Source organism: Aquirufa sp., assembly GCF_964796385.1.
Genome location: NZ_CBAUBA010000004.1, coordinates 102963 through 117016, shown reverse-complemented (window position 1 = coordinate 117016; position 14054 = coordinate 102963). Strand labels below are relative to the sequence as shown.

The window sequence follows — 14054 nt, the reverse complement described above, 5'->3', positions numbered from 1 at the left end:
ATAGAGAAATAATTTCAGCAATTTTTACTTATCAGATAAAAAAATACCAACATTGGAATCCAGCAATTGATTTAAAATACTCTAATTATAGTGTTAGACCTTATTTTTTATTGTTGGAAGTAATTAATCTTTGCAAGGATAATTATTTTACCAAAGACGAATACGTTCTATTTATTTCCAAAATAAAAAGTCATAACCCATTGGAAATAAGGGATATGATTAAGTTGTTACATGAGTTCAGAGAATTGAGTGGGGAGGACAAAAAAAAGTATATTACAGAAATTGTTGAATTAGATAAAAAAAAGTATAAAAATCGTGTAAGAACTATGTTTGAAACGATTAAAGACTCTTCTGCAAAGGAATTAGATGTATTTACATTTGGAAATGTTATTGTGAAAGGGAATAATGAATACTCAAATTGTTTTGTTTTGAATGATAGGAGAAAATTAGATGAATTGTTAATTGAGTTTGAACAAAGTGTAAAATTTATAGAATTTACAGAGTTATTTGATTGGATTAATCATTTGGGTTCAAGAGGTGGTTTAAGTTTAGAAAATTTAATTGAGATGTATATTAGGGATGGTAAGTCTACCTCCGATATTAGAAGCTCTTTAAGTGTTGGTGGAAACAATTCAAAAATTGATGATGTAATCGTTGATAAATTATATGAAAAACATATTGAGGATTACTACATTACTAATATAAAGGAGATTGATCCAAATTTAGAAGTTATAAATGAACCGAATTATGGAAGACAATTCCCTACACATATTGGACCTATTGATATCCTTTGCAAAAATACTTCTACGGATGAATTTGTTGTTTTGGAGTTAAAAAGAGGTCATACCAACGATGAAGTGGTAGGTCAAATTTTGAGATACATGGGTTGGGTTTATCTGAATTTGGAAAAAACAGATAAGTTAGTTCATGGTATTATTATTGGTAAGGAGTTTTCTGAAAATATTGATTATTCAATAATTGGAATGCAGTCGAATAAATCCATAGATTTAATCAAACTTTTTAATCACCCATTTGATGAAGCAAATCGACCTGTGATATTATAATAACTAAAATTTTAATCTGATGACATTAAAAGAAAACCTTACTTTCAAATATCAATGTCCATTTTGTAAGGTTAAATTAGAATACACACCAAAAGAATTATCAGAACATTTTCTTCAAATCCACTCGGATATTAGTCCTGATAAGATGACTGAATGGTTCAAGACCAAGTCTCAGAAAAAAACATCAAAAAAAGAAAACAAGATCAATCAACTAAAATCCTATGATAAAAAGTTGAAAATTAAAAACAGTAAAAATAAAAAGTGGATTAACGTAATCTATACTCCTATGGGTAATAAACGTTAATGTTGTTTCTGTTTAATTTGTAATAAAAATTAATACATCTTATCCCCCTCGAACCTTGACTTTTTGTCTGCATCGTGTTAATTTTATATTGAAAAATAAATCAGCACACAATGGGGATGAAAATCAAATACAACAGAACATCTACTATCAATCAGGATGGGGAGAGATTCAAACTGGATCAAGAAGTTTATGATTTAACTCTTTTTGATAAAGGGGTTAGTGGTAAAGTTCCTTTCATTGATAGAGAGAAAGGTAAGGAGTTAGTGAAGTTGGTATTGGAAGGTAAGGTTGCAGAGTTGGTAGTTGAAGAACTTTCTCGTTTAGGTAGAAATACCATTGATACCTTAACCACATTGAAATGGTTAGAAGATAATGGAGTGAATGTAGTTGTAAAGGGTATGGGTAATCTTCAATCCCATGTAAACGGAAAGAAGAATCCAATTTGGAATTTGATAACCTCTGTAATGAGTTCTCTTTATGAATTAGAAAGAGAGAACATCTTGGAGAGAACAGAGATGGGAAGAAAGATGTACGTTATCAATGGAGGGAAGTTAGGTAGAAAGATAGGTACAGTTGAGAATCGTCAAGAGTTCCTGCAAAAGGATACCAACCAGAAGATTATATCCCTATTGGATAAAGGTAAATCCGTAAGGGATATATCTGGTAGATTAGGTGTTTCTACTAGTACAGTTGTCAAGGTTCGTAAATATCACCTAAACTAACTTTAATTATGATCGATGAACGTAGAAAATGGCAAATTGGGTGTAGGTTAAATGCAATGAATCGTATCATTCCAAAGAAAGAATCTGAATTAGAGATGATTTCTTCCCATTTACCAGAGATTGCAGGTGAGTTCCCCAATAGTCCAAGAGTATTACAATTAATGTACGAGGGGTACAAATTGAAAAATGATTTGAAAAATCTACATCTAGAATTTGAAAATCTTAATTCTGAATTAAATGAGATTTAATTCTAAACTCTCTAAAAAAGAGAGGAAGAGGTTATTTGAGGAGTTTAAAGAGATTCAAAGAGAGAAATCAAAGTTTGAATCAAAGGATAACGACCAATCGGTCTCCTCTTGGGATTTTGTCTATTATATGATGAAGTATAAGTCGAAAGACTAACCCATTCCCTCCACATACTTACTCTTTTTGACGAGGATTTGGAGTTGCAGTATCATACATCTCAATTCGTTCAGTTCATTTTCAGATTTTTCAAACTCTGAAACCTTTGTTTGAATCTTTTCTTTTGGAATATGTTTTGACTCCCATTTGTCTTTAAATTCGGGAATCATATATCCGAACTCATCATAGATTGGATTCCATATATCCAAAAGTTCTATATCTGTAAGGGAACTATCCAATTCACTTGCTAAACCTCTTCTTTGTTTGTCCTCTGTTGATAATGAGGATGAGTTGTAAATCAATCCAAGATGGGATTTTGATTTAGTCAGAAGTAGGTTTCTGTGTGTTTTGGATAGTTTCTCATTACATTGGATATAGAAGTTGAATCCATAGAACTTCCGTTTTGATGGAGTCCCCTTGTTCCTTCGATTTAAATACTTCTTCATTAGAATAATAAATTTAGTATTGAACCGAATGTTTGATAAACACTTGTTCGTAAAGAATCAGAAAGTCTTCAACACATTGAATTGAATCCAAATATTCTGAATATAAATCATCATCATTTATATTTTCACCCCATTTTGACTCACATTCATCCTTTGTATTGATTAAAGTCTGGTATATTGTTTCTAATATTTGGACTTCATTGTGTTCATTTTTGTTCAAAGTTTGCAAGTCAACAATTTTTTCAATTGATTCATTTAAAATATTTGAATAGTTGGTATCAAATTTTTCCATTATTTCTGAACAATCTTCTAATAATGAAATGAACTTGTTATTGGATGTAAATTTTTCTTTTGAATGGATGTTGTAATTGGTATTCATAATTTTGCTGGATTTAAGGAAATCCCTACCTTTTTTGTTTGAAACTTAATTTTGTTTAATTGATGATAATATTTTGTTATTCTTTGAAATTATGAATTGCATATTCTGCAATTATTATATCCAATTTCAAATCAGATATTTGTTTTATTGTTTCTTCCAAATCAGATTCCCATTCCATAACATATTTTTCATAGGTTTCTTTTTCATTATGGAAATCCGACATCAATCGGTAATCAAACTCATATCCTTCCGGGTCATTGTCGTAATCAAACTCATCGGAGTATCTATCAATTTGATTCTGTAAATCCTCAATTCTGTCATTGTATTCTTTTATCAGATTTCCAAACTTCACTAAATCGTTAAGGTGTGAATCAATTTCATTTTTTAACCTCTTTAAAACCTTTTCTTTTAGAATTTCATTGGTTTGTACTTCATTTGAATTATTCATTTCATTTATGGATTTAAGGAAATCCCTACCTTTTTTAGTTTGATACTCATTACTTTGTACTTCATTTGAATTTTTCATTTCACTTATGGATTTGAGGAAATCCTTACCTTTTTTTGAATCGTAGTTCAACCCCGAACTACATAACAAATATACAAAAATTGTATCTAATTATCAAGGAGATTGATTTGTAGATACAACTTTGAAATGTATCTTAAATTCACTAATTTGAGGAGTATTCAAACTTTATTCAAACAATGGGAAGGAAGAAGTCGGTTGATTATTCACCAGAGGAGTTTCAAGAGTTATCAAGAGAAGAAAGACAAATCAGAGGAAGAATGTCTACTCTTAATCGGATGATTAAACGTAGAGAGGATGAGATTACTGAACTTATGAAACCCGTGTTAGAAAAGGAATCAGAGATAAAAACTATTCGGGAAGAATTGAATGGATTAAAGGAGCAAATTTCAAACATTGGGTTTGAATTTCCTTCGTTTAGGATTGAATCTTATATTTCAAAAGGGAAGAGTTATTATAGAGGGGTTTGGTATGTAAATTCTAAAAAGTTTCAATACTACATTGGTTCTGAAAAGATTGTTCAGAAAGTAGTTTCAGAGAAGTATCCAGGTATATTGGTTCAAAATGAGTATGATAAGGTATTGGATTGTTATTTGAAGGATTTACAGATGAGTTACTGGAACAATCAGTATAAGAAGAAAGATGAAGTTTAAGTGTTTTAGTTTTCTTTCAAAATTGAACTGAAATCAACCAACCCATCCTCTGTTTTTATTGTTTGTTTATCAAGATTCAATTCTAAAATACTTATATAAGTTCCGTCAATAAGTAATACGAATACTTCAATGATTTTATAGTCTAATTCATCTCCGAAGTAGTTTTCAGAATAAATAACTCTAAATCTTATTCCGGTTTTATAATTCAGTAGGATGAATTCGGACATCCTATAAACTTCATCTACTTCTTTTGTTTTTGAATTTAGGTATTCTCTTTCTGTGTATTTGAGATATTCCTTCTCATCCCAAAAATTCATATTGGGTTCCTTGCAAGTTATTTCACTTTTTAACCCAAATTGATTTAGTATCTTCTCTAATTTCATATGTTAACTATTGTAAAAAACAATTTAATGAATTTTTTGAGATTGCAGTTGTGAATGATAAAATTATCAGTGTATTGATAATCTCACTACTGAATTAGTGTTCTTTTCAATTTCTACCTAAATTTCAATCTATTAGTGGTTAGGTAGTAAAAAAAGGTGGTTTCTCTCGATTCCACCTTTTTAATTTGATACTTTATCAATGAATGTGTTCAATACCTTCAAACATATTGACACCCGATCCTTCTTTTTTTGTTTATTGTCTTCTATTAATATATGAACGAGGTATCATTTTTGATAATGATATATCTTCTGTTTTGACAGACTTTGAATCCCCTCTGTGAAAATTAGATTTATAGTACTCCTTTGTGAAAAGGTCGTGTTGTTTCTTCTGTAAGATTACATTGTCCAAATTCTGGTGTAACTCTCGTAGTTTATCCATTAAATCCGACAATTGACTAGAATCTAACTTATCCCAGTCTCTGTATATAAGTTGTATAATCTTATTGTAAAGGATTAAATCTGTCTTATCCAGGTATTGTTCGATTTCCATAATTTTAGTGTGTTAAAATGGTGTTTCTGTGGTGAAAAATTGGGTTCCGGTATAAAAGGTAGTTCGACCTTTGATTTTCAAACCATACTTTTTCTCGAATCACGAAATTCAGTTCGGTTTATTGGATTTCAATCTTTACACCAATGTTTGAATAATACTCTTGTATCTCTGATGGTTTGAACATTCGTTTACCATTTAGTTTAACTCCTGCTGGGAACTTATGTTGTCGAATCTTCTTGTAAATACTATATCTGTTTATACCTATCATCTCTTCAATCTCTGTAATGTGGTAAAGGGGTTCAATCGTTATCATATCTGTATAGTTAAGTTGTTTGTACTTATATATATCAGAAATGTAGAAAAGTGGTGTGAAGTGGAAATGAGTAACCAATTATCACACCCCCCTAGTAGTAAGTTTAGATTTTAAATTTGTATCACTTTTGCAGATACCGACCATCCATATCACAATTTCAGTTGGGGTGTATGGTTAATTATTCAATTGGAAACTTACAAAGACCGAAGGAAACATAGAGGGATTTTAGGTTACCTGAACCAATCAGAGTGGATACTGAAAGTTTGGAGTAGGGTTTCCTCGATATACCTAGTGAGTTTCCCCACGAATATATATATCACAAAAAATCTCAAACGAACACAAATGTTCATAAAAGTTGAAAAAATATTGAGTTAAATCGGAGGATCTTAAGATTCAAAAGCAGTGCCTCCGCAAGTGCTTGATTATCAGATAGTTGAGGAGGCCTTGAATTTTAATTGTATTTTTTACTGAATTCTGGAGTTTGAAAAATAGTGGAAGAAATAGTGGAAAATAATATTTGGTAAACAAAAAACCCTTCATACGTTATGTATAAAGGGTTTTTACAATTTAAATGGTGGTAGATCCCGGACTCGAACCGGGGACACACGGATTTTCAGTCCGATGCTCTACCAACTGAGCTAATCCACCTCAATTGCCCGTAGGGTAACGGGACTGCAAAAATAGGAGAAATTTTAGTTAATCCCAATCAGGCCTTTAAAAATTGTCAAAAAATATCTAGATAACCTTTCAAGATCATAGATATAACCGTAAGCTAAACACCGTTTGATAAATTCAGATAAAACTCCGTACTTTAGCTTTATTACACTCCATTCAGATGATATTAAGTATTTTACTTACCTACTTTAGCTCGCTGATAGCTTCACCTGATACAAGTATTCATACCATGGTCGAAGCTCAAGCTATCGTTTCAGATGCAGGTGTCACACCTTTCTGGATGCGTAGTTTGCAATATGGCTCGGTACCCCTAGAGAATCCAGGCTTAGTCCTGCGAGCATGGAATGGCAAGAGCTATAATCTCAAGAAAAAGTACGATTGGAAATATGAGGTCGAAGCAACCGGATGGACTGGTAAACAAAATGACTTCTGGCTAACTCAAGCCTATGTCAGTGGACGCAGAGGTAAATGGGAACTTTGGGCGGGTAGAAGAAAAGAGGTATATGGACTGGGAGATACCACAATGACCGGTGGATTTTACGCTTGGTCAGGGAATGCCATGCCTATGCCAAAAGTACATCTAGGGACGCGCGATTATTTGAATTTTGCCAAGGGATGGTTAGGGGTGCATATGACGTATTCCCATGGATGGTTTGATAATCAGGGGCCAACTATAAATGCTTACTTACATCAAAAATCCTTATACGGTCGATTAGGTAAACCTGATTCATTTATAAATCTTTTTGGAGGTCTAAATCATCAGGTATTTTGGGGAGGGGAAGCCAAAGAAAAAGGTGGCCAATTTGATTATTACCCCTCAAGTCTAAATGCCTACTTTTATGTAGTCACAGCATTAAAAGATCGAACTATTGTGCCGATTGATAAAAATACATCCTGGTATGATGCATGGAATCAATATGGAAATCACATGGGATCAGTTGATTTAGCGATTGAAATAAAGCCTAACTGGGGGAAAATTCAAGTATATAAGCAGACTGCCTATGAAACGGGAAGAGTTGCCTCATTAACTACATCAGATGATGGAATTTGGGGGGCCTCAGTGAAATTAATAAAACATGGATTGATTGAACATGTTGCCATTGAATACCTAAGCACAGCGAATCAAGGGTTGTATGTTGCGAGTTTTGCTAAGGTCCTTGGCCTAGTTGATACCCATTATCCTGAAACGGAAAACTACTTTAATAATGGAGCAAGTGGTGGGTGGGCTTATTGGAAAAAAGGAATTGGAACTCCAATTATTGTAATCGATGCAGAAACGAAACAAGGCGGAATGACATCCTTCCGTTACAATGCCGTCAAATCATTTTACTTTGCCGTTCGTGGCCAATTACCTGCCGAAATTAAGTGGATGATGCGACTATCGCAATCGAAACATGGTTATATTCAGGATGGGACGAATTACCCAAGTTCAAGATTTATTACATTTATTAACCAAAGTTCCTATCAAATTGAAATTGAAAAAAAAATCACCCGATATATCCATTTCGGATTAAATTTCTCTAAGGATAACGGTCAACTATTAACTAATAGTAATGCAATTTCTATAAGTGCAAAATTAAAGTTGTAATTATTCTAATAGTAAAAAATGAAAACTCTAAAAGAGCTGATTGTACTAATATTAGATACTTTTCTAAAAATTTATTATAAATGTTCAAAATCTGAACTCAATAACAATATTTTATTTGTTAAAATAGATGCAATAGGCGATTATCTGATTGCACGGAATTTGATGAATGAATATATTTCTAAACATTCAGGTTATAAATTCCATTTAGTTGCTAACTCTAGATTAAAAACATTTATAGACTTAAATGACAAAAAAAACTACGATACAATTACTTACTGCTCAATTAATTCAAATAGAGAATTCTTCAAAACAATTAAGTTTATAAATAAAATTAGATCTACTAATTACTGCTTAAGCTTTAATCTTTCCTATTCTAGAACGTATCTATCAGACAAAATATCGATTTATTGTGGTGCGGAAACAAAAGTAACATTTATTGGCGATGATTTGAACTATGGCAAATTCAATAAGAAAATGTTTGATGAATTATATGATAAATTGATTGACATAACTCAACTAAATGGCACGGAATATTTACATGAGTTTTCAAAAATGAAATTCTTCTTTGAAGAGATTTCTTTAAATAAAATAACTTTCTCTTCAGCGCCAACTTTGGAAGCAACATACATACCCAATAAAAAAAACGTAATAATTTGTCCCGGTTCTAATGAGTTATATAAAATTTGGAATAGTTCAAATTTTGCAATTTTAGTGGACAACCTGTTAAAAGAATTCTCAAACATAAACATTATTATTTTGTGTGGTCCGGGAGAAAGTGAACTTGGTAACAATATCTGTAATTCAATTAACCCCAATTTCTTAAATCAAGTTATTAAGTATGATTTGAATGATATCAACGAACTGATTAAAATTATAAATACAGGCATAATACTAATTGGCAATGACTCAGCTCCAATTCATATTGCTACTATACTAAATATTAGTAATTATTGTATTTTCAACGGTTCGAGATATGGCCGTTTCGTACCATATAATAATTTATTTAATACTTCAAACAAGTGCATAATGCCTTCAAACATAGAAAAATGTAGCGAACCTTATCAATATAATTCTACAACATTTAAAAATAATGAAATAAATAGTATTGAACCTAATCGCGTATTTGAGGCAGTATTTAAAGAATTAATTAATATTATAAAGGAGGATGAATCAAGGGCAAAAAATTTTACTAATTGGGAACAAGGGTAAATTATTAAATTTAGTTTACGAGAAATTGATGCAAATAAATAACTCTAGCATCTATTTAATCTATTCTCAAGAAATTGAAAATAATATTCAACATATTACAATTACAAAATTTATTGCGAAGGCTTTAAACGTAGAAATAAAGTTTGATTACATAATATATCTTGGGGGAGAAGTAAGGGATGAAAGAAAAATGGAATTAAGAAACATTCAAGTTCCGCTAGAACTACATAAATTTTCCATTGTTGATGATGCAAAATTCATCTATCTAAGCACACTTTCTGTATATGAGAATTTGCCAAATAATGTAACAATAGTAAACGAAGAACTAATCCCCATTAACTGTGAATCACAATATGCAAAAACTAAATATATACTAGATAAAGAAATTTTAAAATCAGAAAATTATATCTGTATAAAACCTGCGTCAATAATTGGTTCAGAAAGACTAAATTCATCTCTTGATAACTTATTAAAAGTATTATTAAAATATCCAATAATAAATAAATTAGTAATACCAGGCCAAATAAGTTTTATTTCAATGGAAGAAATTTCAGATTATATTAATTTTTCAATAATGAATCGAACTAAAAATGAAATAAAAATACTTAGCCATAATCTTCCGATCAGCACGATTCAAAAATTTGTTCTTATAAAACTTGGACTATCATCTAACCAAATAAGAATTAATTTTTTTTGGCATTTTATTAAATTTGTATCTAGGTTATTAACAAAGAAACATAATAAGATAATTGCTAATTTACTTAATAAAAAAACATATATCAGTGATAAACAATTTCCTCTAAAAGAGACATCAGAGATTCTATCAGAACAATTCAATAAAATTTATTAAAACTTGAAAAAAATAAAAGTCATTAGGGTAATAACATCTAATTATTGCATACCTGCACACCTAAGCAATACATTAAGGCGAATTCCTGAAGAATATGTAATGTATGTTATAGGAGATGATGTAATCAAGTTTCGTTCTGAATACCCAAATGTAAATTTTATTAACCTTAAAATACAACGAAACCCCAACCCCATTTTTGACTTATATTGCTTATTTAAGCTTTTTATATATTTCGTTAGAATTAAGCCCGATATAGTACATTCAATTATGACAAAATCTGGGTTAATGGCAATGATTGCTAGTAAATTTTCGGGGACTAAAGTTAGGATACATACATTTACAGGGCAAGTCTGGGCCAATAAGGTTGGAGTTAAAAGAACTTTATTAAAGTTAATTGATATCTTGATATGCAATTTTAGTACAAATTGTTTGACGGATAGCCATTCTCAGTCGGAATATTTATTACAAAATGGTGTTTCAAAAAATAACAAAAAAATTAACGTATTACATAAGGGGTCTTTAAGTGGAGTTGATTTTAATCGTATTGTAAAACTTACGTCTGAAAAAAAATCAAAACTCAGAAATAATTATAACCTAAAAGAAACTGACTTCGTATTAGGGTATATTGCAAGAAAGTCAGAAGAAAAGGGTTGTATTGAAATGTTGGAAATTTTCAAATCAATCCAACGCGAAATACCCAATCTGAAATTATTGTTTGTAGGCCCAGATGAATCTCAGGGTAAGATTACAGAATTCCTACAAAGGAATATGTACTTAAAAGAATACATTATTTCACTTGATTTTTCATTTAATCACTTTGAGTTATTAAATATTATCCAAATTTTATGTCTTCCAAGTAAAAGAGAAGGATTTGGGAGTATTATTATTGATGCATCGGCGATTGGAACTATATCCATAGGTTATGATATAGTGGGAATTAAAGACTCAATTCAAAATTCAGTAAATGGATTTAAAGTTAGTCAGAACAACAGAGATGAATTTATTGATATGATTAAATTAATTCACTCACAAAATAGCCTTCTAAACGAAATGCAAAATAAATGTATTGAATATGCGCGATTAAATTTTGATGCAGACTTGCTAAATAATAAATTATACCAATTCTATAATTCTTAGATTTTTAGACTTTTTCGCTTTCTGGTAATGATGTGTATAAATAATAAAACAGCTAGATAATAAATATACTTTGTTTTATTAAATGCGTGAAAAAAAAACACAAACAGCAAACAGTAATCAATGTATGCTAATAAAAAGGCTTGAAAAATACCTTTTCTAAATTTATTTCGAAACAATAGCCTAATAAATGTAACTAGAGATAGGAATATTAAAGGCCCTAAAATATTAGCAAAACTATAATAGTTTGAATAAGCCGTCTGCATATTAAACTTCTCATTTAATGCGAAACCAGTTGGTCCATACTCATATAATTGTGCAAATATATCAGGAATTTTATCAGGCAAAAATAAACTCAGCCCAGACCACTGAATTTTATTTTCTTGAATCGAATATGCCAAATTATAATAATTTGGAAGTATATAAGAAATTAATTGTTCAAAAGGGGACCCACCTGATCCTCTAATTAAATATGAAAAAGATAAATAAAATGCAAAAAGAACAATAGAGATCAATAAAATATTTTTAAATTTTAGAGGTTTTAGGGACGCATAGTAATAAAAAAATACGGGAAAAATAAATGTGTCAAATACTGTAAATTTTATACCATGAAAAAATGAGACAAACAAAAGAATAAAAACTAAAACTAGATTAATCTTGCTTGTTAGCCGGTTAAATTTTACCCGAATAAAAATATAACTACATATCGCAGGTATATTTAAAAAATATAGATAATTCCAAAAAGTAGAGCTCCCGAAGGTATACTCATACTCTCTAGGATTTAAAACAAGCAAAGAATATGAAAAATCAACCCTGCTAAAATTAATTAAAAAAGCAGAAATTGACAGAAAAGAAAGTAAGTAAAAAATTAAAATCGATCTATTTTCAAAGTAATTATACTGGCTGACAAAATTTGTATTTCTAACTATATTAGATTCAATTTGATTGTCTATGAGTAAGATTACAATTATGGACAACCAAATAACAAGTCCAAAAATCAAGTAATACGTATAATCTGAAACAATGCCACTTACAAATAAATTTTGCGCAAAATCTAAATTCCTTAAATCATAAGCTGGAAAATAGAATTCAGCAGAAACAATAAATAAAAAAGCTAATAATTTATTTTTTAATTGTAAAAACAGTACAATGCCAACTACAATAAAAAAAAGACTAAGCATAAATCATTTTTTTTCGTATGCTCGCGAAAATGTTAATCAAGTAATCTAGCTTTAGAAGGCACATTAATATTGAAATTATAAATTTCATCTTCGGGAGGCCAAATTGTTTAAAATATTTTAAATTTATACTGAAAAAAATTGCCCTATTTTCGAACTTCGGGATACGACGCAGTGTCGCAAAAATCCAATTATAAAATACGTAGCTTGCAAAATCAATTTCCATACTTTTGTCAAATAAAAAACTTGGCACAACTGGAAAGTCATTTAAAATTAATCGCCGCGAAAGAGAATTCAAATCATCCGTTTTATAGATCACACCTACGAAATTTTGCACGTAAATTCCGTTGAATTTAAGTATAGATTTTGTGCACACCCTGTAAAAATAATGCCAGTCCTCAAAATTTCTTTCAAATTCATTAAAATATATATCATTAACAAAGTCTCTAAAAGAAACTATATTGCCACAACTTGTAAATAGTGGATCTTTATTAAATGAATCAAAGAAATTTGATATAAATACACTTCCTGAGCTGTCTTCTTTTAATTGATATTTATTAAAAGAAGGCCTAATGATGTTTGATCCTGTTTCTAATGTCCGACAAATTGCAACTCTAATATGACTATTACTAGAAAATAAAACTTTTGTTTTTTCAATATACAACTCATCAAATTTATCATCTGCATCTAAGTAAAACAATAAATCTTTAGTAGCTAGATCTTTCCCAATATTTCTGCTTTTCCCGGGGCCATAATTATTATCGTTTTTTAAAAAAATAAAATTAAACCTAGAATTAATTGAAATGAATTCTCTAACTAAACTTACACTAGAGTCAGTACTTAAATCATCTACAATCACTATTTCATCTGGCGGTGAGGTCTGATTTATCAAAGATGTTAAACATCCTACGATTGTATCTTCTTTATTATAAACAGAGATTATAACACTTGATGTTAACATTTAGAGCTCAAAAATAATTTTGCTTTTAGAATTAATACTATTAATTTATTTAATGGCCAATACAAATTCGATTGTGTTATTGCATTTATTCGCTCAATTCTATGTAAATAAACTAGATTTTTAGACTCTGAAAATCCTCCACCAAGATAAAATACAGAAACTTGGTTTAAATATTTAATTTTTACTTGGCTCCAAACATTCAGCAAATGTAAATAATCCGCTGAAATCTTATATCTCAAATCATATTTATACCTCGAAAATAGACTTTGATGATAAAATAAACTTTGATGGCATATCATATTACTAATTAAGAATTTAATATTAAGAACTGGAGAATGTGTAATACCATTTTTGATAAAGTCTATAACAATCAAATTCTTCTCAACCAAACTACCCATTTCGTCTGTAACGGTTTTCAATAAATTGGAAGATGTATAAATATCCCCTGCATTCAAAAAAGTAATCCAATCTGAAGTAGCTAATTTAATCCCCTTATTCATTGCATCATAAATACCTTCGTCTTGCTCAGAAATGAATACATCAAAGAGGTATGAATATTTTTCAATTACTTTAATTGTATCATCTGAAGAACCCCCATCTATAACTATGAATTCGCACTTACTTAAATCTTGAAGTAATAAACTCTTTATTGTATTTTCAAGATTAATGGCGTCATTAAAAACAACAGTGATAATAGATAAAGTTTTAATAGACATAAAA

At 30.0% G+C, this 14054-nt stretch carries 17 protein-coding genes and 1 tRNA gene; 9 read left to right on the top strand and 9 right to left on the bottom strand.

The genetic code is table 11. The annotated features are described in order from the left end of the window. The 4 genes from AC1W6K_RS02845 to AC1W6K_RS02830 form a co-directional block, all read left to right on the top strand. Nucleotides 1-1064: endonuclease NucS domain-containing protein (locus AC1W6K_RS02845; RefSeq protein ID WP_481946375.1), on the top strand; the 1064-nt coding region annotated here is incomplete at its 5' end. Nucleotides 1065-1083: 19 nt separating this feature from the next. Next, nucleotides 1084-1368 carry a hypothetical protein gene (locus AC1W6K_RS02840; RefSeq protein WP_481946374.1) on the top strand — a complete coding sequence of 95 codons (285 nt, stop codon included), beginning with the start codon at nucleotides 1084-1086 and terminating at the stop codon, nucleotides 1366-1368. A gap of 110 nt (nucleotides 1369-1478) precedes the next feature. Further along, nucleotides 1479-2090 carry a recombinase family protein gene (locus AC1W6K_RS02835; protein ID WP_481946373.1) on the top strand — a complete coding sequence of 204 codons (612 nt, stop codon included), beginning with the start codon at nucleotides 1479-1481 and terminating at the stop codon, nucleotides 2088-2090. A gap of 8 nt (nucleotides 2091-2098) precedes the next feature. Further along, the gene (locus tag AC1W6K_RS02830) at nucleotides 2099-2338 is read left to right on the top strand and encodes a hypothetical protein (RefSeq protein ID WP_481946372.1); all 240 of its coding nucleotides are present in this window, start codon (nucleotides 2099-2101) and stop codon (nucleotides 2336-2338) included. 150 nt (nucleotides 2339-2488) lie between these two features. Here AC1W6K_RS02830 and AC1W6K_RS02825 read toward each other — a convergent pair whose 3' ends face one another. The 3 genes from AC1W6K_RS02825 to AC1W6K_RS02815 all read right to left on the bottom strand — a co-directional run bounded on the left by AC1W6K_RS02825 (nucleotide 2489) and on the right by AC1W6K_RS02815 (nucleotide 3843). Then, nucleotides 2489-2938 (bottom strand): hypothetical protein, encoded by a 450-nt coding sequence (locus tag AC1W6K_RS02825; protein ID WP_481946371.1) that lies wholly within the window; start codon nucleotides 2936-2938, stop codon nucleotides 2489-2491. Nucleotides 2939-2951: 13 nt separating this feature from the next. After that, a complete protein-coding gene (locus AC1W6K_RS02820; protein WP_481946370.1) occupies nucleotides 2952-3317 on the bottom strand; it encodes a hypothetical protein in 366 nt (121 codons plus the stop codon). A gap of 76 nt (nucleotides 3318-3393) precedes the next feature. Continuing rightward, nucleotides 3394-3843: a hypothetical protein gene (locus AC1W6K_RS02815; protein ID WP_481946369.1), complete on the bottom strand. Its 450-nt coding sequence runs from the start codon at nucleotides 3841-3843 to the stop codon at nucleotides 3394-3396. Nucleotides 3844-4100: 257 nt separating this feature from the next. Between AC1W6K_RS02815 and AC1W6K_RS02810 the strand changes: the two genes are divergently transcribed. Beyond that, nucleotides 4101-4493, top strand: coding sequence for a hypothetical protein (locus tag AC1W6K_RS02810; protein ID WP_481946368.1), 393 nt, complete (start codon nucleotides 4101-4103; stop codon nucleotides 4491-4493). 5 nt (nucleotides 4494-4498) lie between these two features. Here the strand turns inward: AC1W6K_RS02810 and AC1W6K_RS02805 are convergent, their stop codons facing one another. The 3 genes from AC1W6K_RS02805 to AC1W6K_RS02795 form a co-directional block, all read right to left on the bottom strand. Continuing rightward, the gene (locus AC1W6K_RS02805; protein ID WP_481946367.1) at nucleotides 4499-4876 is read right to left on the bottom strand and encodes a hypothetical protein; all 378 of its coding nucleotides are present in this window, start codon (nucleotides 4874-4876) and stop codon (nucleotides 4499-4501) included. A 668-nt stretch (nucleotides 4877-5544) separates the two neighbouring features. Continuing rightward, on the bottom strand, nucleotides 5545-5739 hold the full coding sequence (locus AC1W6K_RS02800) for a helix-turn-helix transcriptional regulator (protein ID WP_481946366.1): 195 nt from the start codon (nucleotides 5737-5739) through the stop codon (nucleotides 5545-5547). A gap of 572 nt (nucleotides 5740-6311) precedes the next feature. Beyond that, a tRNA-Phe gene (locus tag AC1W6K_RS02795) sits at nucleotides 6312-6387 on the bottom strand. 187 nt (nucleotides 6388-6574) lie between these two features. On the opposite strand from AC1W6K_RS02795, the gene AC1W6K_RS02790 reads away from it, so the two are divergent. Genes AC1W6K_RS02790 through AC1W6K_RS02775 form a run of 4 tightly spaced genes read left to right on the top strand, consistent with a single transcriptional unit; the run spans nucleotide 6575 to nucleotide 11198 of the window. Further along, entirely contained in the window at nucleotides 6575-8002 is a 1428-nt protein-coding gene (locus tag AC1W6K_RS02790) for a hypothetical protein (RefSeq protein WP_481946365.1), read from the top strand. Nucleotides 8003-8020: 18 nt separating this feature from the next. Continuing rightward, nucleotides 8021-9211, top strand: a complete 1191-nt coding sequence (locus tag AC1W6K_RS02785) for a glycosyltransferase family 9 protein (protein WP_481946364.1) — start codon at nucleotides 8021-8023, stop codon at nucleotides 9209-9211. Continuing rightward, nucleotides 9168-10061: a Rossmann-fold NAD(P)-binding domain-containing protein gene (locus AC1W6K_RS02780; RefSeq protein WP_481946363.1), complete on the top strand. Its 894-nt coding sequence runs from the start codon at nucleotides 9168-9170 to the stop codon at nucleotides 10059-10061. The genes AC1W6K_RS02785 and AC1W6K_RS02780 overlap by 44 nt, the downstream gene beginning before the upstream one ends. Before the next feature lie 3 nt (nucleotides 10062-10064). Next, entirely contained in the window at nucleotides 10065-11198 is a 1134-nt protein-coding gene (locus AC1W6K_RS02775) for a glycosyltransferase (RefSeq protein WP_481946362.1), read from the top strand. Here the strand turns inward: AC1W6K_RS02775 and AC1W6K_RS02770 are convergent. Genes AC1W6K_RS02770 through AC1W6K_RS02760 form a run of 3 tightly spaced genes read right to left on the bottom strand, consistent with a single transcriptional unit; the run spans nucleotide 11195 to nucleotide 14050 of the window. Continuing rightward, the gene (locus AC1W6K_RS02770) at nucleotides 11195-12376 is read right to left on the bottom strand and encodes an O-antigen polymerase (RefSeq protein WP_481946361.1); all 1182 of its coding nucleotides are present in this window, start codon (nucleotides 12374-12376) and stop codon (nucleotides 11195-11197) included. The two genes, AC1W6K_RS02775 and AC1W6K_RS02770, sit on opposite strands and share 4 nt — an antisense overlap. Further along, nucleotides 12369-13334 carry a glycosyltransferase family 2 protein gene (locus AC1W6K_RS02765; RefSeq protein ID WP_481946360.1) on the bottom strand — a complete coding sequence of 322 codons (966 nt, stop codon included), beginning with the start codon at nucleotides 13332-13334 and terminating at the stop codon, nucleotides 12369-12371. The genes AC1W6K_RS02770 and AC1W6K_RS02765 overlap by 8 nt, the downstream gene beginning before the upstream one ends. Beyond that, on the bottom strand, nucleotides 13328-14050 hold the full coding sequence (locus AC1W6K_RS02760; protein ID WP_481946359.1) for a glycosyltransferase family 2 protein: 723 nt from the start codon (nucleotides 14048-14050) through the stop codon (nucleotides 13328-13330). The genes AC1W6K_RS02765 and AC1W6K_RS02760 overlap by 7 nt, the downstream gene beginning before the upstream one ends. Nucleotides 14051-14054: the final 4 nt, after the last annotated feature.

Coding starts and splice junctions, on each gene's coding strand:
- AC1W6K_RS02770 (WP_481946361.1), bottom strand. CDS start 12,376: ATGCTTAGTCTTTTTTTTATTGTAGTTGGCATTGTACTGTTTTTACAA.
- AC1W6K_RS02800 (WP_481946366.1), bottom strand. CDS start 5,739: ATGATAACGATTGAACCCCTTTACCACATTACAGAGATTGAAGAGATG.
- AC1W6K_RS02765 (WP_481946360.1), bottom strand. CDS start 13,334: ATGTTAACATCAAGTGTTATAATCTCTGTTTATAATAAAGAAGATACA.
- AC1W6K_RS02810 (WP_481946368.1), top strand. CDS start 4,101: ATGTCTACTCTTAATCGGATGATTAAACGTAGAGAGGATGAGATTACT.
- AC1W6K_RS02780 (WP_481946363.1), top strand. CDS start 9,168: ATGAATCAAGGGCAAAAAATTTTACTAATTGGGAACAAGGGTAAATTA.
- AC1W6K_RS02820 (WP_481946370.1), bottom strand. CDS start 3,317: ATGAATACCAATTACAACATCCATTCAAAAGAAAAATTTACATCCAAT.
- AC1W6K_RS02830 (WP_481946372.1), top strand. CDS start 2,099: ATGATCGATGAACGTAGAAAATGGCAAATTGGGTGTAGGTTAAATGCA.
- AC1W6K_RS02785 (WP_481946364.1), top strand. CDS start 8,021: ATGAAAACTCTAAAAGAGCTGATTGTACTAATATTAGATACTTTTCTA.
- AC1W6K_RS02815 (WP_481946369.1), bottom strand. CDS start 3,843: ATGAAAAATTCAAATGAAGTACAAAGTAATGAGTATCAAACTAAAAAA.
- AC1W6K_RS02840 (WP_481946374.1), top strand. CDS start 1,084: ATGACATTAAAAGAAAACCTTACTTTCAAATATCAATGTCCATTTTGT.
- AC1W6K_RS02790 (WP_481946365.1), top strand. CDS start 6,575: ATGATATTAAGTATTTTACTTACCTACTTTAGCTCGCTGATAGCTTCA.
- AC1W6K_RS02825 (WP_481946371.1), bottom strand. CDS start 2,938: ATGAAGAAGTATTTAAATCGAAGGAACAAGGGGACTCCATCAAAACGG.
- AC1W6K_RS02805 (WP_481946367.1), bottom strand. CDS start 4,876: ATGAAATTAGAGAAGATACTAAATCAATTTGGGTTAAAAAGTGAAATA.
- AC1W6K_RS02835 (WP_481946373.1), top strand. CDS start 1,479: ATGGGGATGAAAATCAAATACAACAGAACATCTACTATCAATCAGGAT.
- AC1W6K_RS02760 (WP_481946359.1), bottom strand. CDS start 14,050: ATGTCTATTAAAACTTTATCTATTATCACTGTTGTTTTTAATGACGCC.